Consider the following 23010-nt stretch of genomic DNA (forward strand, 5'->3'; position numbering starts at 1 on the left):
ATGACTGTTGCAATCGTCGATTATGGCATGGGCAACCTGCACAGTGTGAGCAAGGCGGTAGAACGTCTCGGTTATGGGTGTGTTGTGACAGGGGATGCCGAGCAAATTCTCGCTGCTGATAGTGTCATTCTGCCAGGTGTCGGTGCATTTGGCGATGCGATGGAGCAGCTGCGGGAAAGCGGTTTGGATCTAGTGGTCAAACAGGTAGCAGCCGGAACCCAGCCGCTGCTTGGCATTTGTCTTGGCATGCAGCTGCTATTTAGCAGCGGTGAAGAGCATGGCAGCCATGAGGGACTTGATATTCTCTCAGGTTCGGTGGTGAGGTTCGCTCCTAGAGATGGCTATAAAGTACCGCATATGGGATGGAACAAGCTGAGTTTTACACAACCTCAAAGCCAGTTGTTTGATGGTCTTGATGAGGGGCATGTGTATTTCGTTCACTCTTATCACGCGATTGTAGCGAAAGAGAGCGATTTGCTGGCTGTCACCGATTATGGTTACCCAGTCACAGCTATAGTGGGGCAAGATAATGTGTTCGGCATGCAGTTCCATCCGGAGAAAAGCGGGGAGCTGGGCATCAAGCTGCTGGGTAATTTTTTGAAATATAAGAAAGTATAAGTTTCACAATACACTTTATCCTTATTAGGACGGCGAAGGCGTTTATACTTGAAGCTTAAGGGAGAGCGGGCGTAAGCTGCGCTATAAATATAATGTAACGAAAGTGGGGAGCGCTAAATGTCTTCTTTTATTGTATATCCGGCGATTGATATCCGGGATGGAAAATGTGTCAGGCTGCAACAAGGGGATTACAGTCAGGAAACGATATACAATGATAGTCCACTGGAGGTGGCAAAATCATGGGAAGAGCAAGGCGGAAAGTTCATTCATTTGGTGGACTTGGACGGTGCGAAAGCAGGTCATCCTGTGAATGATGCGATTATCGGCGCTATTGCTGCTAATGCTAATGTGCCTGTTCAAGTGGGCGGTGGCCTTCGTAATCTTGCGGACGTGGAAAAATTGCTCGGACTTGGCGTTAGCCGCGTTATTATCGGCACTGCTGCAATTAATGACCATGCTTTTACCGAAGCGGTATTGGCCAAATACGGTGATAAAGTAGCTATCGGCATTGATGCGCGCAACGGGTTTGTTGCGACACACGGCTGGTTGAACACCTCTGAAGTACGGGCCGAGGATCTTGCTAAGGAACTGGCTGCAAAAGGAGCGGAAACGTTCATTTACACCGATATCTCCCGCGATGGGATGATGCAGGGTCCGAACGTGGAGGGCATTGTGTCCATGGCGAAGGTCAGCGGTAAAACGGTGATCGCTTCCGGCGGAGTCACCAGTCTTGATGATCTGTTACGTCTAAACGTGCATAGCGGTAGCGGTGTGGGTGGAGCTATAGTTGGCAAGGCGTTGTACACGGGCAATATCGATCTTTCCAAAGCTTTGCAGGCGCTCGGGCAGAAGTAGTACTGGATGTGTGACGTTAGATGACGAACCTGACTAATTAACTCCGTTCTTACTCTGTGAAAAGTCTCATTTAGGGGTGCTGGTTGCATTTTGTGCAATAGAAAGCTGCTTAAAGAAGCTGAAAGCTTATCTGACTGCACTTTGTACAATCCAAACAGTTCAAAGCTCTTATTTTTGTGGATTTCTCGGGAATCTATTGCACGAAATGCAACAGACGGCACAATTAGATTGTTTGAGGTCGATTCTATTGTACAGAATGCAATAGAACGTTGAACTAGGCTTATAGTCACCAGCTACCGAGTGACTAAGTTGGTAGAACGGGACAGTACTCCTCAGATGGATGATATAAGTGTACTTCATACAACTATTATTCCAGTTAAGAGCGTGTTTGCTAATTTAATTGTATTTCGTGCAGCTATAAATGAGAGTTGAGCTTATATCTAAGCTCATTCCCGGATTTAATTGTACGAAATGCAGTTAAACGCCTGGTTTGCTGTACGGACGATGAAATAACTGCACGTTGTGCAACTAAATGAGTCGATTATTTCATGAGCGCGAGCCCACAGGCTGCCTCTAAGGTTGTGGTCTTGCAATTGTCGCGAGTCCGTCGACCTGCTAGGAGCAAGAGTCGTGGAAACATAGTGATTATAGGGTGAGTATTGAAGTTGGTCTCGCTTATGCCAACAATCCGGATGTCCAGAGGGCCGTAGACTTTGGTGCCCCCTTGGCTAAGGTGGATCGAAATGATTTAGGAAACACATGGAAAGGAGGAACATCTAATGTTAGCAAAACGTATCATCCCCTGTCTTGACGTTAAGGATGGACGGGTAGTCAAAGGCGTTAACTTTGTGAATTTGCGTGATGCCGGAGATCCGGTAGAATTGGCGGCGCTGTATGACCGTGAAGGCGCGGATGAACTGGTGTTTCTCGACATTTCTGCTTCTGTAGAAGGTCGGGCGACTATGATTGAAGTAGTGCGGCAGACCGCAGGTGAAATCGCCATTCCTTTCACAGTGGGTGGAGGGATCTCTACACCTGATGATATGAAGCGGATCCTTCGTGCAGGTGCAGACAAAATCGGTATTAATACGGCAGCAATTACTAATCCACAGTTAATTCTAGAAGGTGCACGTCGTTTTGGCTCTCAATGTATTGTGGTAGCAATAGATGCTAAATATAACGAGGCCTTTGGTGAATGGGAAGTGTACACGCATGGTGGTCGCAAGCCCACTGGTATCCGTGCTTTGACCTGGGCCAAGGAAGCTGAGAAGCTGGGTGCAGGTGAGATTCTACTCACTAGTATGGATGCAGATGGTACAAAAGATGGCTTCGATTTGAAGCTGACCTCAGCTGTAAGCGACTTGCTCAGTATTCCTGTGATTGCTTCCGGCGGCGCTGGGAAGAAGGAGCATTTTTACGATGTATTTACGGAAGGGAAAGCCGATGCGGGACTGGCGGCGACCATTTTTCACTATAAAGAGATTGCTATTAATGACTTAAAGGCAGACTTGAAGCAAAAAGGGGTAGAGATCCGATGAGCGAAACAGAAAAGAATACATCCAGCCAAAAAGAAGCGCTGGCTGGCATTCGTTGGAATGAAGCAGGGTTGGTGCCTACCGTTGTGCAGGATGCTAACACACTAGAAGTTTTGATGGTTGCTTATATGAATTCGGAATCATTACAGCTCTCGCTGGAAAGTGGTCAGACATGGTTCTGGAGCCGCTCACGCAGTGAGCTTTGGCACAAAGGTGGAACCTCAGGCAACACACAAGCGATCACATCCATATCCTATGATTGTGATAGCGATACCTTGCTCGTGAAGGTTGTCCCTGAAGGACCGGCTTGCCATACTGGAGCTACGTCGTGTTTTTTCCGTGAGATTCCTTTGAATAACCAAACCAAGGAAGCTCAAAAATCGTCTCCTGGTAATACGGATGGCGAGCGTTTTGCTGTTCTTGGTGAGCTGGAGCGCGTGATTGCTGAGCGGGAAGTAGAGCGTCCGGAAGGTGCGTATACCACTTATTTGTTTGATAAAGGCGTGGATAAGATCCTCAAAAAGGTAGGCGAGGAAGCCTCCGAGACCATTATTGCCGCCAAAAATAAAGATAACGCCGAGCTGCGTCTTGAGGTTAGTGATCTGATCTACCACTTACTAGTACTGCTGCAGGAGCGCAAGCTTCCGCTGGATGAGATCATGGAAGAACTGAGTACCCGCCACGAGCGCCCACGCCGGGACCAGTACTAGGGAGGGAACTGACGGATGCATATCGATTACCACACGCATCATGAGCGCTGCGGTCATGCCGTGGGCAAGCTTGAGGAATATGTGCAGCGTGGGATAGCGCTTGGACTGCAGCAGTTAGGGTTGTCGGACCACTTGCCGCTCATCCATGTCGATCCCGCTAGCTATTACCCTGAAATGGCTATGCCAATGGCCGAACTGCCTCGTTATGTGGAGGAATGCCTGACGCTGAAGGAACGCTACCGAGGAGTCATAGATCTGCGGGTGGGGCTGGAAGCGGATTATATTGAAGGATACGAAGATCAAATTCGTGAGATTTTATCTCCTTACCCATGGGATTATCTGATAGGTTCCGTGCATTTTCTTGGGGAATGGGATATCACAGACCATCGACAGGTTCATGGCTGGGAAGGCAAGGATGAACTAGAGGTATATCGTCTTTATTATGATGCTGTAAAGAAGTCGGCGTTATCAGGATTATATGATATTATAGGACATATGGATGTTATTAAACGGTTCGGTTATGGTCCACAGACACCAGAAGGAAAAGCAGAGGTGAAAGCGCTGGAGCTGGATACCTTAAAGGTTATAGCGGATAGCGGCATCGCCATGGAGCTGAATGCTTCAGGACTTTCCAAACCATGTGCTGAGATGTTCCCGGCGGAACACCTGCTACAGGAGGCTTTTAAGCTCGGTATACCGCTTACGCTCGGCTCGGATGCACATGACCCTGCCAAGCTTGGTGACGGCTTGCAAGAGGCACGCAGCATGCTGTGGCACACAGGTTTCCGTGAACTGGCTGTATTTGAGGGACGCCGCCGTACCGCTGTTCCGTTCAAACTATAATTTATAATCCGCAGGAGGGTATTATGCATCATCAACAATTACGTATTTTTTCCGGTTCGTCGAATCCAAAGCTGGCGGCAGATATTGCAGAGCGACTTGGTGTTGAATTGGGGCAGATTAAGCTGACCCGTTTCATGAGCGGCGAGATTTACGTGCATTACGAAGAGAGCATCCGGAACTGCGACGTATTTTTGGTGCAATCCCTATCCCATCCCATTAATGAGATGTTCGTGGAACTGCTCGTGATGATAGATGCCGCCAAACGGGCATCGGCGCGTACAGTTAACATTATTGTACCGTATTATGGATACGCTCGGCAGGAACGTAAGTCTGCACCTCGTGAACCGATCTCGGCTAAGATGGTAGCAGATGTACTTACGACTGCAGGCGCAACCCGTGTGATCACTATCGATTTGCATGCAGCGGCAATTCAAGGCTTTTTCAACATTCCGGTCGATCATCTGACTGCACTTGATTTGATCAGCAGTCATTTGAAAGCCAAGGCTATGTCTGATCTGGTCATTGTCTCCCCGGATGCCGGACGTGCATCTATGGCTGAGAAGCTGGCGAATAAGCTGGATTCCCCTTTTGCCATTATGATTAAGAAGCGTCCTGCCCATAATGAATCGGTAATCACTCATGTCATTGGCGATGTCGAGGGACGTACACCGATCATTATCGAAGACCTGATTGATACAGGAACTACTATTGTGAATGTCGTAGAGGGTTTGAAAGAGAGAGGTGCGAAGGACAGTATCGTCTGTGCGACGCATGGATTGTTCTCAGGACCTGCGTTGCAGCGGCTTGACCATCCCTCTGTTCAGGAAGTGGTCATTACCGATTCTATCGCGCTGCCAGATGATCATTCAAGTCGGTTTACGGTCTTATCGGTTGCACCGATGCTTGCGCAAGCAACACGCATTATTCTTGAGGGCGGTTCGATCGACAAGCTTTTCAGAGACGCGGGAATTTAATTCCCCGTCTTTTTTATTTTTTACTTGAGAAAGTTGCTGTTAATGGAGTGGTAGAGTCTTTCTCAACTTGAGAATCTCACGGTCACATGTGGTATACTGTGTGAAGATAGCCGCACCCATAAAGGGAACGGAATAGCGATTAAGTTTGGAGCTCCGGTATACCCTATTGGGCGCCGTTCTCCTATTTTTTCGTTAGTATAAGGAAGCTTCTTATAAGGGGGTGCCTTGCTTCCATGATGGAGAGAACTTCAGAGTATGATGCGGAGAATGGTAATGTTATTCCTGTCACTCTGAATGCCAATTTTTTCTTTGAAAGAGCCGTTCGGTCCTTGGATCGCTTTCAATATGATAAGGCATTAAAGAATTTTCGCAAAGCTGTAGAGTACGAACCGGAGAACCCGGTAAATCATTGCAACGTAGCAGGCGTATTATCAGAGATGGGTAATTATGAGGCGTCTAATGACATTTTGACCCATGTCCTAGAGAATATTGATCCTGGAATGACGGAATGTTATTTCTATATGGCTAACAACTTCGCCAATATGGAAAGCTATGAGGAGGCCGAACGTTCACTCGTTACTTATCTCGAAGAAGATGTGAACGGTGAATTTCTGGCCGAATCAGAAGAATTGATGGAACTTCTGCAATATGAGCTGGATCGTCCTGCACCGCTTATCCGGATTAGAAGCCGGGAAGGGGTAATAGAGCATGAGCGGGCCCGAGCGCTGTTGGAAGAAGGCAAGTTTACACAAGCCGTAACTTTGCTTGAAGAGATTGTGAGCAATACGCCAGACTTCTTGGCGGCGCATAACAACCTAGCCCTTGCGTATTTCTATATGGGGCGTTTCACCAAAGCCAAAGAATGCATCATGCGGGTGCTTGAACAGGACTCAGGGAATTTACATGCACTCTGTAACTTGGCGATCTTTCTGCAGTATGAAGGTGACCGCGGGCAGCTAGCTGGATTGTTACGTCTGTTAGAGACAACTATTCCTTTTCACCAGGAGCATTTGTTCAAAATGGCCACTACTATGGGCATTCTGGGACGGCATAGAACCGCCTACGGTCATTTTCGACGCCTGCTGAAGGATGAAGAAGTCGGCGGTGACGCCAGCTTGTACCATTATTGTGCAGCGGCAGCTAGCAATAGTGGTCTGTACACAGAAGCTCAGCGTTGCTGGCAAAAAGCTGCTAAGCTGGATCCGGAATCGGCTGTGCCGAGGTTTTTTCTGGCTCAGCTGCAGCAAGCGCAGGGAGAAGGTAAAGTGCTCTCTCCTATAAGCTACAACTATCAGCTCCCCTTTCAAGAGCAGCTGAAGCTGTGGAAAGACAATAAGGGCAGCTTTGCCGAAGAGGTGCGGAACAATCCACTGCTTCGATCTTCTTTCTTCTGGGCGCTTCGCTACGGCGATGCCAATACGAAGCTTCAGGTGACGGAAGCTCTGCGCTGGATCGAAGATGAAGAAATGTCCGAGATTCTGCAAGGACTTTTGAAGCAACAGCCTTTACAGGAAGAAAAGCTTCAAGAAGCCGCACTTCTCAGTCTGCAACGGCTGATTGGTAGTGTTCCGGAGGAAAATGTACTTCAGGAAGCCAAAGAAACGCCTACTGCACGTCTGAAGGGATTGCCGGAATGGAGAGAAGATTGGCAAAAAGTCATTGATCAGACAGTAAGTATGATGGACCGGAGATTCGATGCCGTCCAGAAAAAGGATGCTGAATTACTCTGGAAGCAATTCGTGAGCAGCATATATCCGGATGTTCCTTTTATCCGACAAACGGAAGGCTGGTGTGCGGCCTTAGAGTATCTGATCGCAAAAATGCATAACCTTCCAGTCACCTACCGTGAGGTAGCTCAGCGTTACAACGTTTCTGTATCGATGGTCAGTCGCTATGCCCGGCGTATCGATGATGAATGCAGTTTTCAGGGAAGTGTGAGCGACAGTCTTCCCCCATTTACTGAGAATATCTAAATTATCAATGCAGTATTTCGTAGAGACGGAGCCTTCTTTCTAATGAGGGCCCGTTTTCTTCAAAATATAAGGAAGTACAAGTTCTACACCTTTACTTTATGTCTTATATTTCTCACTTAAACGCTTATCGTTCTTATAAGTACACCGAAGGCGTTTAGGCTTGAAATAAATCCTATTGTGAGGAGGCCACTGTTATGTACAAAACGATTGTAATCGGAACAGGCCCGGCCGGGCTTACTGCTGCTATTTATTTGGCACGTGCCAACCTTAACCCACTTGTAATTGAAGGTATGCAGCCTGGTGGACAACTGACAACGACAACGGAAGTGGAGAACTTTCCAGGTTTTCCAGAGGGGATTCTCGGCCCGGATTTAATGGACAACATGCGGAAGCAGGCTGAACGTTTTGGTGCTGAATTCAAGAATGGTTGGGTGGACTCCGTGGATTTTTCACAGCGTCCATTTAAAGTTACAGTAGATGGATTGGGTGTATTAGAGGCAGAGTCGGTGATTATCTCTACCGGTGCTTCTGCCAGATATTTAGGAATACCAGGGGAGCAGGAGAATGTAGGCCGTGGGGTCAGCACTTGTGCTACTTGTGACGGTTTCTTCTTCCGCAATAAGAAGATCATCGTGATCGGTGGTGGAGACTCCGCGATGGAGGAAGCCAGCTTCCTAACAAGATTTGCTTCCAGTGTAACCGTGGTTCATCGTCGTGATGAGCTTAGGGCTTCGAAGATTATGCAGGATCGCGCACGTGACAACAGTAAGGTTGCGTGGGCGCTTAATCGCACACCGCTTGAGGTTACAACGGATGAGTCCGGTGTTAAAGGGCTAAAGGTTCGGAACAATGAGACAGGTCTTGAGGAACTCATCGAAGCGGACGGAGTATTTGTCGCGATTGGACATACGCCGAATACGGGTTTCTTGGGTGGTCAGATTACCACGGATACTAACGGTTATATCGTGGTGAATCCAGGTACTACTGAAACGAACATTCCAGGCGTATTTGCTTGTGGTGACGTACAGGATACCCGTTATCGCCAAGCGATTTCTGCAGCAGGCACTGGCTGTATGGCAGCAATGGACGCTGAGAAATATCTTGAAGGTACAATGGTGCATGACTGGAGCGAAAACCTGGGTAGTTAATAGCAAAGTTTAATCGGAATGATTTCAAGCAGGTGACCTTATCTTAAAGGGTCGCCTGCTTTTTTGTGATGGTTAAAATAACTGTAACAATATCCTTCAAAAAGGACTTGCGCATTCTTAAAATAGGTTTACAATAAGATTGTAATGTTAACGTGAACATTATATTAAAAAGCAATTATCTTTAGAATTAATTATAGTTTATTTTGTTATTGATAAGAAATTCTAAAACCAATAAATGTTTACGTTAAACTAAATGCAACTCCCATTATGATTATAAAGGAGAGCAGCAAATCTCATGAGCAGAAAATTCATGGATGAGAACTTCTTATTGTCCAGTGAGACAGCAATTCAGCTGTTTCATACCTATGCGAAAGACATGCCGATTATCGACTATCATTGCCACCTCAGTCCACAAGAGATTTATGAGAACAAGACGTTTAATAATATTACCGAAGCGTGGCTGTATGGTGACCATTACAAATGGAGAGTGATGCGGGCAAATGGTGTAGAAGAGAAATACATTACCGGTGACGCCAGTGACTATGATAAATTTCTAGCCTGGTCCAGAACGGTTCCTAAGATTATCGGGAACCCGCTTTATCATTGGACACATTTAGAGCTGCAACGTTTCTTTGGTGTATATGATCTGCTAAATGAGGCTAATGCGCCGAAGATTTGGGATGAAGTGAATAATCAGCTGCAAGGGGAAGGGTATGGAGCAAGAGATCTAATTGTTAGATCGAAAGTCACTGTTGTATGCACCACAGATGACCCTGTAGATACTCTGAAATATCATGAAAAAATCAGTCACTTGAGCGGATTCAATGTCAGCATAGTTCCGGGGTTCCGTCCAGATAAAGCCCTTGAAATCAATCGTCCTACCTTCAAGCCTTGGGTAGCTCAGCTAAGCGAAGTCTCAGGAATGGATGTTGAAAATTATGGTCAGTTTCTAGAAGCATTGGAGAGTAGAGTGAGATTCTTCCATGCCAGAGCGGGCCGTGTATCCAACCATGCTTTGGATGCAGTAATGTTTGAGCCAGCTACTTTGGAGGAAGCTGCGGCAATATTTGCTAAGGCGCTTCGTGAAGGCACTGTAAGCGAGAGTGAAGAAAAGAAATATAAGGGTTTCACACTTGTGTTCCTAGGTAAATTATATAGCGAGCTGGATTGGGCAATGCAATTCCATATTCATGCGCTGCGCAATAATAACAGCGTAATGTTCGGACGTCTCGGTCCTGACACGGGTTATGATTCCATCAATGATGGTGTGATTGCTAAGCCGCTGGCAGGTCTACTGGATGCGCTGGATCGTGAGAACGCGCTGCCTAAAACAATTTTGTACTCACTGAATCCAAATGATAATCATGTCATTGCCGGGTTAATGGGCTGCTTTCAAGGAGGCGGAATTCCAGGAAAGATTCAATTCGGAACGGCATGGTGGTTCAATGACAATAAGGATGGCATGCTGGAACAAATGAAGACGCTCGCCAACCTTGGTGTACTGAGCCAATTTGTCGGGATGCTAACAGACTCCAGAAGCTTTTTATCGTATACCAGACATGAGTACTTTAGAAGGATTCTATGTGATCTTATAGGCTCCTGGGTAGAGACTGGAGAAGCCCCAGATGATATGGAACTGCTGGGCGGTATGGTTGAGAACATCTGTTACAATAACGCTGATCATTATTTTAATTTCTCGAAACAGGCATTGGTGACTAGGTAATCGTTATGATATCCTTACATGGAAGAGCCAAACCCGTTTGATAAGGAAGGTTGACCCATGGCACCTACAATCAAGGATATCGCCAAGCTGGCGAATGTTTCACATACAACTGTATCAAGAGCACTTAACAACAGTCCCCTAATTAAAGAAGTTACACGTAAAAAAATCGCCGAGATCGCTGCGCAAGTGGGTTATGTCCCCAATTACAATGCTAAAAGCCTTGTGATGCAGCGATCATACACCATTGGCTTGTTCTTCACGAGTATCGCCAACGGCACAACGTCTGGTTTCTTCTCTGACACGATTCGTGGTGTAAATAGTGTCATAGATGTAGAGTATAATCTGTTCATCCGTGGGATCGATGATTATGCGGAATATTCCTCTATTCATCACAAACGCTTTGATGGAATTATTCTAATGAGCCAGAGTGAAGCAGATAATAAATTCATTTACCATGTGGTCCAGCAAGGCATTCCAATCGTTGTGCTGAATCGGCAGATAGACGATCGCTCCATTATTAATATCATCTCGAATGACCGGGAAGGCGCTTATCATGCAGGCAAACATCTAATTGAGTCCGGGCATCAAGACATTGCGATCATTGAAGGTGTTGAGGGCTTTAAATCCACGCAGGAACGCAGAGACGGTTTTATAAAAGCATTGATTGACCATAATATCCCTGTGCGTAACGACTATATGAAAAGTGGTAATTACGATATGCAAAGCGGATATGAGGCGATGGGCAAGCTGCTGGATTTAGAAAAACCACCAACGGCAGTGTTTTGTTCCAATGACGATATGGCGATCGGAGCTATGAAATCTGTGTTCGAGCGAGGGCTGCAGGTGCCGAAGGATGTCTCTATTGTTGGTTTTGATGATATTGGTTTTTCGCTTTTTGCGAATCCATCGCTTACCACGGTAAAACGTCCGATTGAGAAGATCAGTGAGCAAGGTGCACGCCAGTTGTTAAGCTTAATCAAGGAACCTACAGAACAAGATGGACGAATCTCGATCGAGACAGAGCTGATTGAGAGAGAATCGGTTAGGAAGCTGTCAAAATAGTAGGTGGACGCATATGGCCCCCAATCCTTTACAATGGTAAAGGGTTTTAGATAAAATTTTCACGTGTGCATAAATTCATAAAAATATCAATATAGATAATATATTATATAGTTTGTTTAATTAGTTTATCGTGTGCATTAATGAATAGGAGGCGTTTACATTGGAAAAATTGAATAGCGATAGTTGGAAAGCCTACAAGCAATACCCCGAAAAGGTCCTGCAATTTGGTGAAGGCAATTTCATGCGTGCTTTTGTAGATTGGCAGATTCATACGATGAATCAAAAAACGGATTTCAATGGTGGAGTGGTGGTTGTACAACCGCTGGGCAACGGACTTGCAGATATGCTAAATGCCCAGGACGGTCTATATACGCTTTATCTCCAAGGAATCAAAGACGGAGTAGCGGTAAAAGAACATGAGGTCATCAACTGTATTACGAGAACGCTTAATCCTTTTGCCCAGCATGAGGAGTATATGAAGCTTGCCGAGAATCCAGAGCTGCGCTTTATCGTATCCAACACCACTGAGGCGGGAATTGCTTTTGAAGCAGGCGACAAGTTAACCGATGCTCCGCAGAGCAGTTTCCCGGGCAAGCTGACAGCCTTATTATATAAACGTTTTGAATTTTTTAATGGGGATGCTTCTAAAGGTTTTATCATCATTCCATGCGAGCTGATTGACCGAAATGGTGATGAGCTTAAGAAGGTTATTTTAAAATATGCGGACCTTTGGAATCTTGGAGAGGGCTTTGTAGACTGGTTGAACGAAGCCAACACCTTCTGCTGCAGTCTGGTGGATCGCATTGTTCCCGGATATCCAAGAGACACTATCGCCGAGATAACAGAAGAACTCGGTTATGAGGATAAGCTGGTCGTTGTCGGCGAGCAATTCCATCTTTGGGTGATTGAAGGGCCACAGTGGATTAAAGAGGAGTTCCCTGCTGAATTAGCAGGTCTTAATGTACTGGTAGTCGATGATATGGCGCCTTACCGGACTCGTAAAGTTAGAATTTTAAATGGAGCACACACAGCTATGACACCAGTAGCCTATTTGTACGGCATTGATACGGTTGCCGAGGCCATTGAGCACGAAGAGGTTGGGGCCTACGTGAAGTCTTTAATCTATGATGAGATCATTCCGACACTGGATCTGCCGGCAGAGGAATTGAATTCTTTTGCAGACGCGGTATTGGAACGGTTCTTGAACCCTTATGTGCAGCATTACTTGATGAGCATCTCCCTTAACGCTATCTCGAAATTTAAGACAAGAGATCTGCCTTCTTTATTGCAATATGTAGAGTCCAAGGAACAATTGCCTGAGAAGCTTGTTTTCTCATTGAGCGCATTAATTGCCTTCTATAAAGGACGTAGAGGGGATGAAGAAATTAAGCTTGCGGATGATGCGGATATTTTGGAATGGTTCGCTTCCTTGTGGGGAGGATGGGATGGCACAGACTCTGGGTTACGCGCACTGACTGCTCAGGTATTAGCGGCAACAAATCGCTGGGGTTGTGATTTAAATGAAGTTGCGGGGCTGACTGACAAGACAGCAGAAGGGCTAATTGCAATTGAGCGAGTAGGGATGAAGCAAGCGCTGCAAACGTTCGTGAAGAGACCTGCGCACAATTAATACACAGGAGGTGGATAACGATATGATCAAGACCATGAAAGAGGTACTACAAATCAATGATGCTGATAACGTAGCGGTTGCATTGAAAGACTATAAGGCAGGCGACAGCATCGTAATTGGTTCAAAAGAGATCAAGATTACAGAAGATATCGCCAGAGGTCATAAAATTGCATTAACCAGCATTAGCGAAGGCGAGAATGTGTTGAAATATGGTTATCCGATCGGTCATGCCAAAGCGCCTATTGCGCCTGGTGAATGGGTGCATACCCATAATACGAAGACCAACCTAACAGGGGTAGAGGAATATACGTTTGAGCAGAAGCTGATACCGAATCCTTTTGCCGCTGAGAATTTGACCTTTAAGGGGTACCGTCGCTTTGATGGAACTGTAGGTATTCGCAATGAGCTGTGGATCGTGCCTACAGTTGGTTGTGTGAATGGAGTGGCGGAACAGATCATCAATATTTTCAAGGCAGAGGTTGGCGATATCGCTCCGTTCGATAACGTGCTCGTACTGAAGCATAACTATGGTTGCTCCCAGCTTGGTGATGATCATGACAATACTCGTACGATTTTGGCTAATGCGGTTAAGCATCCAAATGCGGGCGCCGTACTTGTGCTCGGACTAGGTTGTGAGAACAACAATCTGCATATTTTTAAAGACATGCTGGGTAGTTACGATGAGGATCGTGTGCGTTTTCTTGTCTCTCAAGAGGTTGGGAATGAGATTGAAGAAGGCGTAAAGCTGCTGAAGGAACTCTACAATAACGTACAAGGCGATCATCGGGAAGAAGTCCCGCTCTCTGAGCTGAAAATCGGTCTGAAATGTGGAGGCTCCGACGGTTTGTCCGGTATTACTGCGAATCCTCTGCTAGGACGTTTGTCTGATTATATGGCTGCTCAGGGCGGTACAACTGTACTGACTGAAGTGCCCGAAATGTTTGGCGCCGAAAAGATTCTGATGGAGCGTGCGGCAGACGAAGCTATTTTCCACAAAATTGTTGATCTCATCAATGACTTTAAGCAGTATTTCATGGACTATAAACAGCCGGTATATGAAAATCCTTCACCAGGCAATAAAGCCGGAGGGATTACTACGCTTGAGGATAAATCGCTGGGTTGCACTCAAAAATCCGGTAATTCTACGGTAATGGATGTACTCAAGTACGGAGAGCTTATCACTAACAAAGGCTTAAATCTTCTTAACGCGCCGGGCAATGACCTAGTGGCTTCGTCGGCTCTGGCTGCTGCTGGCTGCCAATTGGTGATCTTTACGACTGGACGGGGGACACCTTTTGGTACATTCGTGCCAACAATGAAGGTGTCTACCAATACCCCATTGTATGAAGGCAAACGTCACTGGATTGATTTTAATGCAGGTGTGTTGGTCGAAGACGGTTCTCCAGATGAGGTCCTGCGTGATTTTATCAACTACATTATCAGCGTGGCTAGTGGGGAATGGGTAAATAATGAGAAGAATAACTTTCGTGAGATTTCCATATTTAAAACAGGAGTAACGCTATAATAAATGAACATTTACCAATCAAGCTGTCCCTTATGCTTTTTAAGCGTAGGGGGCAGTTTTTTAGTTTCGGACTATACATAATCCATCTTTAAAAAGAACGATAATTGCATTCTTCTAATTTAGTGACTGCAATCACAATCACCCCATACGGCCTGTGCTAATCTGTTGTTGAGAATAGTTCTCATATAAAGGAGAATAGTCCAATGGAAAAAGTGCTGCGAATGGATGAGTCTATCTTCGAGATGGTATCAAGGCATCCGGAGGTCGTTGAGATTATGGTAGAGCTGGGCTTTAAGGACATTGCTAAGCCAGGCATGCTGCAGACCGCTGGCCGTTTCATGACCTTATCCAAAGGAATCAAATTGAAGAAAATGGATCTCGAAACCGTGAGGTTAGCATTTGAACGACATGGCTTCGAGATTATGAAATAAAGACATCTATCATCAAAATATCATTAAGGAGAGATCAATAATGAGTGAACTGATAAATAACCGCGAGGTTGATGTACCGGAGCAAACTCGTCGCCAAGCCATGCTCAAGGAGATTATTAAAGAACTGCATGCAGGCAAAAGCGTTGAAGAGGTTAAGGCACGCTTCGAGGAAGCTGTAGGCGATGTTACCGTAGCGGAAATCTCAGCTATGGAGCATTCATTAATGACCGAAGAGGGGATTCCGGTATCCGAGGTACAACGGCTTTGTTCGGTCCATACAGCGATTTTTAAAGGTTCTATTGAGCAAATTCACCGTTCATCTAAGCCTGAGGAGCAGCCAGGGCATCCAGTACACACCTTCAAGCTGGAAAACCGCGAGATAGAAAGACTTGTGAACTTCCGTTTAGATTTACACGCAACCAAATTTCAGAAGAACGACAGTGAAGAGCTTATCTTCAAGTTATTGGAAGATTTAAGCTTATTGCTAGATCTTGATAAACACTACAGTCGTAAAGAGAATCTGCTATTTCCTTACCTTGAAAAGTATGGGATTTATGGACCGACCAAGGTCATGTGGGGAGTCGATGATAATATCCGCCGTATGATAAAAGAGGCCAAAGCAGCACTTAGCGCGTATAACGGAAACGCTGCAGAAATTGGGGCTCAAGTTACGGAGATTATCCAGGAAGTGAATGAAATGATCTTTAAAGAAGAGAATATTCTACTGCCTATGGCGCTGGACAAACTGACTGAAGACGAATGGGTCAAAATCGCTCGGGAGAGCGATGAGATTGGTTTCTGTCTAACCGCACCGGAGCAGGAATGGGTCCCAGAGCGCGCCGCAGAGCCGGAAGGTGCAGTGCTGGGAGAAGCAGACGGAGTAACTCCGCAAGAAGGGTTCATACGCTTTGAGACAGGGCTGTTGTCACTGCATCAGCTGGAGACCGTACTCAATCATCTGCCGGTAGATCTGACATTCATTGATGAAAATGATGTTGTGCGGTATTTTTCACACGGCAAGGAACGTATCTTTGCCCGAACTAAGGCAGTTATCGGCCGTACGGTACAGAACTGTCATCCGCCTCAAAGTGTTCATGTGGTGGAGAAGCTTCTGGAAGACTTTAAGGCAGGACATAAGGACGCTGAGGACTTCTGGATCAACATCAAGGATAAGTTTATTTATATCCGTTATTTCGCTGTCCGCGACGAGACAGGCCGGTATATGGGAACGCTAGAGTTTACACAGAATATCGCACCCATCCGTGCACTGGAGGGGCAGAAGCGTATTCTATCAGAATAATGGGTGCTAATGGAAAATTTCCAGATAATAATATGGGAAGAAGACTCTCTTGCTTTGGCGCAAGAGGGTCTTTTTAGAATATAATAGAGTATACTATTGAAATAAGGAATTCCCGGGTGTGTTGTCTTTCCTTGACCACAGAGGGGGCTTCTATTATAGTTGGTACTTAGGATTAACTATTTTAGTATAAAAAAAGGTGGCTTGTTACATGTCTGAGAATATCTACGTTGGCGTGGATTTGGGTGGAACTGCAATTAAGGTTGGAATCTGCAATGCTGAGGGAACTCTACTACATACTTATGAGGGACCAACAGGAACTGCAGAAGGTGTCGATACTGTTATCGATAATATCGAGAAGTATGTACGCCAAATTGTGGAGGACTCCCCGTACTCTTGGGATCAGCTTGCAGGTGTAGGCGCGGGCGTAGCAGGGTTCACAAATATTCGTGAAGGAATCATCATTCTTGCGCCCAACATAGGATTTAAAGATGTGCCGATTCGCTCCATTTTGGAAGATCGCTGGAACAAGCCTGTCAAAATAGACAATGATGCGAACGTGGCTGCGCTGGGTGAAGCTTGGAGTGGTGCAGGACGCGGGATTGAGAACTGTGTCTGCTATACCCTTGGAACAGGTGTGGGTGGCGGAATCATTATTAATGGAAAGATTTATCAAGGTTTCGCGGGTCTAGCGGGCGAGCTTGGCCATATCACTGTAGTGCCGGATCTGGAAGCTATTCAATGTGGTTGTGGCAATATGGGATGTCTGGAAACCGTTTCCTCTGCTACAGGTATTATTCGTATGGCTAATGATGCAGTCGCTCGTGGTGATCGTACTTCCCTTTCTCAGGTAGAGAAGATTGCAGCGAAGGAAGTATTTGATGCGGCTAAAGCTGGTGATGAAGTAGCGATTCGTATAGTAAACCGTGCAGCTTACTATCTGGGTAAATCTATGGCTTCTGTTGCGGCCGTGCTTAACCCTGAGGTCTTTATCATTGGTGGTGGTGTGTCTAAAGCTGGAGATATTCTATTTGATGAAGTCCGTCGCGTGTTCGCTAAGCTCGCACCAGCTCCGCTTCAGACGGGTGTTTCGATTATCCCTGCGGAGCTTGGCAATGATGCAGGTATTGTTGGTGCTGCAGGCCTTCTGCTTCGTTCTTAAAAGATAGGGAGTATTCATATACTAATTTAGGGAGGGGACGCTTTAATGACCGAATTGGACAATACTCCAACGGCTGGAGCCACCCTGATCATTATTACCGGAATGTCAGGTGCGGGTAAGACAATTGCTGTGCAGAGTCTGGAAGACCTAGGGTTCTTCTGTGTCGATAATTTACCGCCGGTGCTGATCCCTAAGTTTGCAGAACTGATTGAGCAGTCGAAGGGTAAGATCGCTAAGGTAGCACTTGTGATTGACCTGCGTGGCCGGGAATTCTTCACTGCTTTGTCCGAGTCTCTAGCCTATATCAAAGATGAGTCAACCATTGGCTGTGAAATCTTGTTCTTGGATGCTACGGATTCGGTACTTGTGCAGCGTTACAAGGAAAGCCGGCGTCATCATCCTCTAGCACCCAAGGGACTTCCGCTTGACGGTATCAAGCTGGAACGTAAAATGCTTGAGGAATTAAAGAATTCAGCCACATTATGTCTGGATACTAGCAGTATGAAACCAGTGCAGCTTAAAGAGAAGATTGTATCTCGGTTCTCGCATTTAGGAAAAAGCACACTTTCCGTCAATATTACATCGTTCGGATTTAAGTATGGTATTCCTATTGATGCAGACCTCGTCTTCGATGTTCGCTTTTTGCCTAACCCGCATTATGTGGATCACCTGCGGCCAAAAACAGGTCAGGACAGCGATGTTTATGACTATGTAATGAAGTGGCCTGAAACACAGGTGTTCCTGACCAAACTGCTCGATATGCTTCATTTCTTAATTCCGCAATATCGTAGGGAAGGTAAATCCCAGATTATTATCGGCATTGGCTGTACAGGCGGAAAACACCGTTCAGTAGCCATTTCGGAATATTTGGGTAAAATGCTGGGCGTCAGCGAAACGGAATCCGTAGCGGTTAGTCATCGGGATTCCGAGCGTGATCGGCACTAATGAGAGAAGGGGTCCATAGTGGCTGAAGAACAAAGACAGCGTCCACGTATCGTCGTTATGGGCGGTGGTACGGGGTTATCTGTCATGCTTCGCGGCTTAAAAGAAAAGCCGCTAGATATTACAGCTATAGTTACGGTAGCGGATGATGGAGGAAGCTCGGGCATTTTGCGCAGTGAACTGCAAATGCCACCTCCTGGGGACATCCGTAACGTATTAACAGCTATGGCTGATGTGGAACCGCTCATGGCGGATATTATGAGATATCGTTTCAACACGGGTGAAGGCTTGGCGGGTCATAGTCTTGGTAATTTAATCCTCGCTGCGCTTACAGATATATCTGGCGATTTTGTCACAGCTGTTCGCGAGCTTAGCCGATTATTTGCTGTTCGTGGACGGGTATTGCCCGCTGCGGGAGATGCCGTTGTGTTACGTGCAGAAATGTCGGACGGTACGATTATCACAGGTGAGTCTAAGATACCGGAAGCCGGCGGGATCATCAAACGGGTATCTTTGGAGCCTGCTGACGTGGAACCGTTGCCTGAAGCACTTGAAGCGATTCGAAACGCTGATGCGATTCTTTTGGGACCAGGAAGTCTCTATACGAGCATTCTTCCGAACCTACTTGTTCCAAAGCTAGCAGAAGCTGTTGTATCTTCGGATGCAATCAAAATCTTTGTCTGCAATGTAATGACTCAGCCTGGCGAAACGGATAATTATACCGTAAATGATCATCTACAAGCTGTTTATGATCATATTGGAATTCATTTATTCGATTATGTTATTGTCAATGACGGTGAAATTCCAGAGCAGGTTCAGACGAAGTACGCAGAGAAAGGTGCACGTCCGGTACAACTCGACAAGGATGTACTAGATGGCAGTGGGTATAAAGTCATCGCGGATAAGCTAGTGTTATTCCGAACTTACTTAAGGCATGATACCGATAAACTTAGTCATCATATCTACCAGCTTGTGCAAGACTGGATAAACAGGAACCCTAGAGTATAACTTAAAAATATAAGAAAATATAAGTTTTACACCTATACTTTCTTATATTTCTCGCATAAACGCTTACCGTCTTTAAAAGGACGCCTAAGGCGTTTATGCTTGTATATATGAATGACGTACTTATTTCAGAAAGAGGTGAGACCCTTGTCTTTTGCGGCCCTTACCAAAAAAGAGCTGACGATGGTGGAGAGTGAGCCCTGTTGTGAGAAGGCGGAAATGTCAGCACTTATCCGTATGAATGGATCTGTGCAGCTTTCAAGCAAAAAGGTTATTCTCGACATTTCGACGGAGAACGCCGCGATTGCAAGGCGGGTATATTCTTTGCTTAAGAAATATTACCAGGTCCATATTGAGCTACTCGTGCGTAAAAAAATGCGTTTGAAGAAAAATAACGTTTATATCGTTAGAATTCCTAGTCGCGTACAGGAGATCCTAAATGACCTCAGAATTGTGTCCGAAGGATTTATTTTTACCGACGGTATTGATAAAGAGATTGTTGGGAATAACTGCTGTAAGCGTGCTTATTTACGCGGTGCCTTTTTGGCGGGCGGATCGGTTAATAATCCGGAGGGTTCCTCTTACCATTTGGAGATTTCCTCGATGTATGAGGAGCATTGTAAGGCGCTTGTCGATCTAGCTGGTGAATTTCACCTAAACGCACGCTGCATTGAACGTAAAAAAGGGTTCATTCTATACATTAAAGAAGGCGAGAAGATTATCGAATTCTTAAGTTTGATCGGGGCGCATCAAGCGTTGTTCAAATTTGAGGATGTAAGAATTATGCGGGATATGCGTAATTCCGTGAATCGGATCGTGAACTGCGAGACCGCGAATCTCAATAAAACGATAAGTGCCGCGGTGCGGCAGATTGAAAATATCAAACTGCTGCAGCGAGAAGTAGGACTGGAGAGCTTGCCGGATAAATTGCGAGAAGTTGCAGAAATTCGAATGGCACATCCAGATATCAACCTTAAAGAGGTTGGTGAAATGCTGAAAGGTACAGTTAGTAAGTCCGGAGTAAATCATCGGCTTCGTAAGATTGATGAACTGGCGGACAAGGTTCGCGGCGGCTAGTCACTTTTTTTCTAGTGTGGTTTACGTTATAATGATATAATAATATAAAATTAATGTGAAATTTTTGGGGAGAACTCAATTAGGGGGTAAGCGTTTCATGACAAAGCACCCGGTAGTTGTTCGGTTGAAGACAGGGCTACACGCTCGACCGGCAGCATTGTTTGTGCAAGAAGCTAACAAGTTTTCGTCGGAGATTTTCGTGGAAAAAGACGATAAAAAAGTAAACGCCAAAAGTATTATGGGTATTATGAGCCTAGCGATCAGTTCCGGCACGGAGATCTATATCAGCGCGGATGGTGCAGACGCGGATCAAGCTGTAAACGCTTTGACGAGTCTCGTCAGCAAAGAAGAGCTTGAAAACCAATAATATTTTGAGATGACTTTTTATCGCATGACTAAAAAGCCCCTAGGGGCTTTTTTTAATACCAAAAAATAGATTTACGTGTGCAACATTTACCAAAAAGACTCGTCTAGAGGATAATAACAAATCACAAAAGATGAAAGGGGCTGGCAAATATGAAAGGTTTGGTTAAAAAGATTGGTTCAGTGTTGATCGTAGGGAGTTTGTTAATTGGAGGGATTAGCATGAGTGGTGCCTTCCAAGGTCCTGCAAAGGCTTACGCAGATGAAGTGCAGAAAAATGTCGTTAGTGTAGTAGGTAAAGGTGAATTGTCCATCAAGCCGGATATTGTATACTTGTCCATCGGTGTAGATACTACGGCTGCAACTGCACAAGAAGCGCAAAAAACAAATGCTGCTAAAATCCAAAAGATCACTACACTACTGAAAGGGACTTGGAAAATCGCAGACAAGGATATTCAAAGTACCCAATTTTATGTGCAACCCAACTATAGTTATAGCGAAAAAGATGGACAGCAAGTGAAGGGATACAACGCGAATCATACGCTGTTAGTGTCTTATAGAGATCTGACCAAGGTTGGTGAATTGCTGGATGCTGCATCTGCGGCAGGGGCAAATAATATCGGAAATGCACGTTTTTCAGTGGAAGATACTTCTGCCTTTGAAGCTCAGGTGATTGAAAAGGCGATGGCGAACGCAGATGTTAAAGCAGGAGCTATTGCTAAGGCAGCTAGACGTAGCTTGGGTCAAGTAATCACAGTCAGCCAAAATGATGGTAATGTTACTCCGGTTTATTTTGAGCAGAATCTAAAAATGGAAATGGCTGCAGCAGATGCTGGTGCAAGCACATCCGTTCAACCGGGAGTAGTTAAAGTTACAACACAGCTGAGCGTAATGTATGAATTGAAATAGTAGCAGAACAAGATGTGTGTAGAGAGGAGAGGTGCTCTTCCGCTAGTAATAATGCGGGGCGCCTCTTTTTTTGTGTAAAATCGCTAAGATTATGTTTAATAAACTGGAAAGGGGAGGAAAAATATGATGATGAATATCTCAAAAGAAATAGTACGCAAATGGGGCATAGGCTTGATGTCGGCGGGGTTATTGCTTGGTGGTGGATTACTGCCCGTTGAGACTGGTTATGCAGCATCGGATCAGACAAAGAGTGAGGCTATTGCTTCACGTATAGTTTTGAAGGCAAACGGGATGATTTCTCAGCAGACAGGTATTTTGCAGGAAGGGAAGGCATGGGTGCCGATCACCTTTATGCGTGATGTGCTGCGATTACCACTTACTTATGATAAAAAAGAAAATGCATATACGATTGGAAAGGGAACGATAAAAACTAAGTTCATGTTATCTAGCTATGGAAATTCTATTTGGGTGAACAATTATTACATTCGAGAATATGAAGGAAAGCTAATTAACAATCGGCTTTATGTTCCATCAGGCCTGTTGAATGATTATTTGGGTTATAAAGTAGATTGGAGTCGGGACTCTGGTAGGCTGAACGTGGTGAACAGACCACTGAACGTGCTGACAGTAACCACTGAAACCTATGCTAAGGATCGGCAAGAGGCTTTTATCCAGCTTGATTATCCGAAGATCAGTGGATTAAGCAATTCCAATGCGCAGCAGGCAATTAATAATACCTTGAAGGAAAGTGTTATGAAATTTGCGGCTGGTGCAGAACAGGATATCTCCGATCGGACCGGGTCAGAGCCTAAGTATACCTATGATATAGATTATGTGGTGACCTACAATCAGAATGGTGTGATCAGTTTAGTGATGTCACAGTATAGCGATACGGGCGGCGCTCATGGCATGACAAATCGTGAGGCATTTACTTTTTCACTTAAGGATGGCAAACGTCTATTGCTGGGTGATTTGTTTGGCGCTAACCCCAACTACAAAAAACAGTTAAATGCCAAGCTGAACAAGCTGGTAAAAGCGGAAGAAAGTTATTTGGGAGGATTCAACGGATTGAATACGGAGAAGTATTTTTATCTGAAGGATGATAAGGTTGTTCTATTCTTCCAATTGTACGAATACACAGCTTACGCTGCAGGGTTCCCGGAATATACCTTTACATTCAAAGAACTGTTGCCCGAAGGCGATAGCCCATTTGCTGCTATAAAGTAAT

Annotated in this window: 21 protein-coding genes; all 21 read left to right on the plus strand. The window is 45.4% G+C overall.

Annotated elements, in window-relative coordinates:
• The 21 genes from hisH to ACDZ28_RS08990 all read left to right on the plus strand — a co-directional run bounded on the left by hisH (position 1) and on the right by ACDZ28_RS08990 (position 23009).
• Positions 1-618 (plus strand): imidazole glycerol phosphate synthase subunit HisH, encoded by a 618-nt coding sequence (hisH, locus tag ACDZ28_RS08890; RefSeq protein ID WP_375104457.1) that lies wholly within the window; start codon positions 1-3, stop codon positions 616-618.
• Positions 619-735: 117 nt separating this feature from the next.
• The gene (hisA, locus tag ACDZ28_RS08895; protein WP_339288765.1) at positions 736-1473 is read left to right on the plus strand and encodes a 1-(5-phosphoribosyl)-5-[(5-phosphoribosylamino)methylideneamino]imidazole-4-carboxamide isomerase; all 738 of its coding nucleotides are present in this window, start codon (positions 736-738) and stop codon (positions 1471-1473) included.
• 779 nt (positions 1474-2252) lie between these two features.
• On the plus strand, positions 2253-3011 hold the full coding sequence (gene hisF / locus ACDZ28_RS08900) for an imidazole glycerol phosphate synthase subunit HisF (RefSeq protein WP_042123282.1): 759 nt from the start codon (positions 2253-2255) through the stop codon (positions 3009-3011).
• Positions 3008-3718 (plus strand): bifunctional phosphoribosyl-AMP cyclohydrolase/phosphoribosyl-ATP diphosphatase HisIE, encoded by a 711-nt coding sequence (gene hisIE / locus ACDZ28_RS08905; RefSeq protein ID WP_042123284.1) that lies wholly within the window; start codon positions 3008-3010, stop codon positions 3716-3718. The genes hisF and hisIE overlap by 4 nt, the downstream gene beginning before the upstream one ends.
• A 15-nt stretch (positions 3719-3733) precedes the next feature.
• Positions 3734-4561, plus strand: a complete 828-nt coding sequence (gene hisJ / locus ACDZ28_RS08910; protein ID WP_076116249.1) for a histidinol-phosphatase HisJ — start codon at positions 3734-3736, stop codon at positions 4559-4561.
• Between the two features lie 23 nt (positions 4562-4584).
• A complete protein-coding gene (locus ACDZ28_RS08915; RefSeq protein ID WP_042123288.1) occupies positions 4585-5535 on the plus strand; it encodes a ribose-phosphate pyrophosphokinase in 951 nt (316 codons plus the stop codon).
• Between the two features lie 233 nt (positions 5536-5768).
• The gene (locus tag ACDZ28_RS08920) at positions 5769-7508 is read left to right on the plus strand and encodes a tetratricopeptide repeat protein (protein ID WP_375104458.1); all 1740 of its coding nucleotides are present in this window, start codon (positions 5769-5771) and stop codon (positions 7506-7508) included.
• A gap of 194 nt (positions 7509-7702) precedes the next feature.
• Positions 7703-8656 (plus strand): thioredoxin-disulfide reductase, encoded by a 954-nt coding sequence (trxB, locus tag ACDZ28_RS08925; protein WP_341110012.1) that lies wholly within the window; start codon positions 7703-7705, stop codon positions 8654-8656.
• A 295-nt stretch (positions 8657-8951) separates the two neighbouring features.
• Positions 8952-10379 carry a glucuronate isomerase gene (gene uxaC / locus ACDZ28_RS08930; RefSeq protein WP_375104459.1) on the plus strand — a complete coding sequence of 476 codons (1428 nt, stop codon included), beginning with the start codon at positions 8952-8954 and terminating at the stop codon, positions 10377-10379.
• 57 nt (positions 10380-10436) lie between these two features.
• Positions 10437-11441, plus strand: coding sequence for a LacI family DNA-binding transcriptional regulator (locus ACDZ28_RS08935; protein ID WP_375104460.1), 1005 nt, complete (start codon positions 10437-10439; stop codon positions 11439-11441).
• A 160-nt stretch (positions 11442-11601) separates the two neighbouring features.
• Positions 11602-13071 (plus strand): tagaturonate reductase, encoded by a 1470-nt coding sequence (locus ACDZ28_RS08940; protein ID WP_375104461.1) that lies wholly within the window; start codon positions 11602-11604, stop codon positions 13069-13071.
• 34 nt (positions 13072-13105) lie between these two features.
• A complete protein-coding gene (locus ACDZ28_RS08945) occupies positions 13106-14596 on the plus strand; it encodes a UxaA family hydrolase (protein ID WP_375105325.1) in 1491 nt (496 codons plus the stop codon).
• Between the two features lie 203 nt (positions 14597-14799).
• A complete protein-coding gene (locus tag ACDZ28_RS08950) occupies positions 14800-15027 on the plus strand; it encodes a DUF1858 domain-containing protein (RefSeq protein ID WP_042123301.1) in 228 nt (75 codons plus the stop codon).
• A gap of 40 nt (positions 15028-15067) precedes the next feature.
• Positions 15068-16327: a DUF438 domain-containing protein gene (locus tag ACDZ28_RS08955; RefSeq protein ID WP_375104462.1), complete on the plus strand. Its 1260-nt coding sequence runs from the start codon at positions 15068-15070 to the stop codon at positions 16325-16327.
• Positions 16328-16535: 208 nt separating this feature from the next.
• Positions 16536-17486, plus strand: a complete 951-nt coding sequence (locus ACDZ28_RS08960) for an ROK family glucokinase (protein ID WP_042123305.1) — start codon at positions 16536-16538, stop codon at positions 17484-17486.
• Positions 17487-17531: 45 nt separating this feature from the next.
• Entirely contained in the window at positions 17532-18431 is a 900-nt protein-coding gene (gene rapZ / locus ACDZ28_RS08965; RefSeq protein ID WP_042123306.1) for an RNase adapter RapZ, read from the plus strand.
• Between the two features lie 57 nt (positions 18432-18488).
• Positions 18489-19436 carry a YvcK family protein gene (gene yvcK, locus ACDZ28_RS08970; protein ID WP_170880206.1) on the plus strand — a complete coding sequence of 316 codons (948 nt, stop codon included), beginning with the start codon at positions 18489-18491 and terminating at the stop codon, positions 19434-19436.
• 144 nt (positions 19437-19580) lie between these two features.
• Complete coding sequence (gene whiA / locus ACDZ28_RS08975; RefSeq protein ID WP_042123310.1) at positions 19581-20510, plus strand: DNA-binding protein WhiA; 930 nt, start codon at positions 19581-19583, stop codon at positions 20508-20510.
• 97 nt (positions 20511-20607) lie between these two features.
• Entirely contained in the window at positions 20608-20877 is a 270-nt protein-coding gene (locus tag ACDZ28_RS08980) for an HPr family phosphocarrier protein (RefSeq protein WP_036687106.1), read from the plus strand.
• A gap of 149 nt (positions 20878-21026) precedes the next feature.
• Positions 21027-21782 carry an SIMPL domain-containing protein gene (locus ACDZ28_RS08985; RefSeq protein WP_042123312.1) on the plus strand — a complete coding sequence of 252 codons (756 nt, stop codon included), beginning with the start codon at positions 21027-21029 and terminating at the stop codon, positions 21780-21782.
• A gap of 123 nt (positions 21783-21905) precedes the next feature.
• The gene (locus tag ACDZ28_RS08990; protein WP_375104463.1) at positions 21906-23009 is read left to right on the plus strand and encodes a PdaC/SigV domain-containing protein; all 1104 of its coding nucleotides are present in this window, start codon (positions 21906-21908) and stop codon (positions 23007-23009) included.
• The last annotated feature ends 1 nt before the right edge of the window (position 23010 follow it).

The sequence above is a fragment of the Paenibacillus sp. RS8 genome, assembly GCF_041956825.1.
In the GTDB taxonomy this organism is placed as follows: domain Bacteria; phylum Bacillota; class Bacilli; order Paenibacillales; family Paenibacillaceae; genus Paenibacillus_AQ.

What these genes read in the sequence shown, in the direction of transcription:
- hisH (WP_375104457.1), top strand. Translation starts at nt 1, where the DNA reads ATGACTGTTGCAATCGTCGATTATGGCATGGGCAACCTGCACAGTGTG.
- hisA (WP_339288765.1), top strand. Translation starts at nt 736, where the DNA reads ATGTCTTCTTTTATTGTATATCCGGCGATTGATATCCGGGATGGAAAA.
- hisF (WP_042123282.1), top strand. Translation starts at nt 2,253, where the DNA reads ATGTTAGCAAAACGTATCATCCCCTGTCTTGACGTTAAGGATGGACGG.
- hisIE (WP_042123284.1), top strand. Translation starts at nt 3,008, where the DNA reads ATGAGCGAAACAGAAAAGAATACATCCAGCCAAAAAGAAGCGCTGGCT.
- hisJ (WP_076116249.1), top strand. Translation starts at nt 3,734, where the DNA reads ATGCATATCGATTACCACACGCATCATGAGCGCTGCGGTCATGCCGTG.
- ACDZ28_RS08915 (WP_042123288.1), top strand. Translation starts at nt 4,585, where the DNA reads ATGCATCATCAACAATTACGTATTTTTTCCGGTTCGTCGAATCCAAAG.
- ACDZ28_RS08920 (WP_375104458.1), top strand. Translation starts at nt 5,769, where the DNA reads ATGATGGAGAGAACTTCAGAGTATGATGCGGAGAATGGTAATGTTATT.
- trxB (WP_341110012.1), top strand. Translation starts at nt 7,703, where the DNA reads ATGTACAAAACGATTGTAATCGGAACAGGCCCGGCCGGGCTTACTGCT.
- uxaC (WP_375104459.1), top strand. Translation starts at nt 8,952, where the DNA reads ATGAGCAGAAAATTCATGGATGAGAACTTCTTATTGTCCAGTGAGACA.
- ACDZ28_RS08935 (WP_375104460.1), top strand. Translation starts at nt 10,437, where the DNA reads ATGGCACCTACAATCAAGGATATCGCCAAGCTGGCGAATGTTTCACAT.
- ACDZ28_RS08945 (WP_375105325.1), top strand. Translation starts at nt 13,106, where the DNA reads ATGAAAGAGGTACTACAAATCAATGATGCTGATAACGTAGCGGTTGCA.
- ACDZ28_RS08950 (WP_042123301.1), top strand. Translation starts at nt 14,800, where the DNA reads ATGGAAAAAGTGCTGCGAATGGATGAGTCTATCTTCGAGATGGTATCA.
- ACDZ28_RS08955 (WP_375104462.1), top strand. Translation starts at nt 15,068, where the DNA reads ATGAGTGAACTGATAAATAACCGCGAGGTTGATGTACCGGAGCAAACT.
- ACDZ28_RS08960 (WP_042123305.1), top strand. Translation starts at nt 16,536, where the DNA reads ATGTCTGAGAATATCTACGTTGGCGTGGATTTGGGTGGAACTGCAATT.
- rapZ (WP_042123306.1), top strand. Translation starts at nt 17,532, where the DNA reads ATGACCGAATTGGACAATACTCCAACGGCTGGAGCCACCCTGATCATT.
- yvcK (WP_170880206.1), top strand. Translation starts at nt 18,489, where the DNA reads ATGGGCGGTGGTACGGGGTTATCTGTCATGCTTCGCGGCTTAAAAGAA.
- ACDZ28_RS08980 (WP_036687106.1), top strand. Translation starts at nt 20,608, where the DNA reads ATGACAAAGCACCCGGTAGTTGTTCGGTTGAAGACAGGGCTACACGCT.
- ACDZ28_RS08985 (WP_042123312.1), top strand. Translation starts at nt 21,027, where the DNA reads ATGAAAGGTTTGGTTAAAAAGATTGGTTCAGTGTTGATCGTAGGGAGT.
- ACDZ28_RS08990 (WP_375104463.1), top strand. Translation starts at nt 21,906, where the DNA reads ATGATGATGAATATCTCAAAAGAAATAGTACGCAAATGGGGCATAGGC.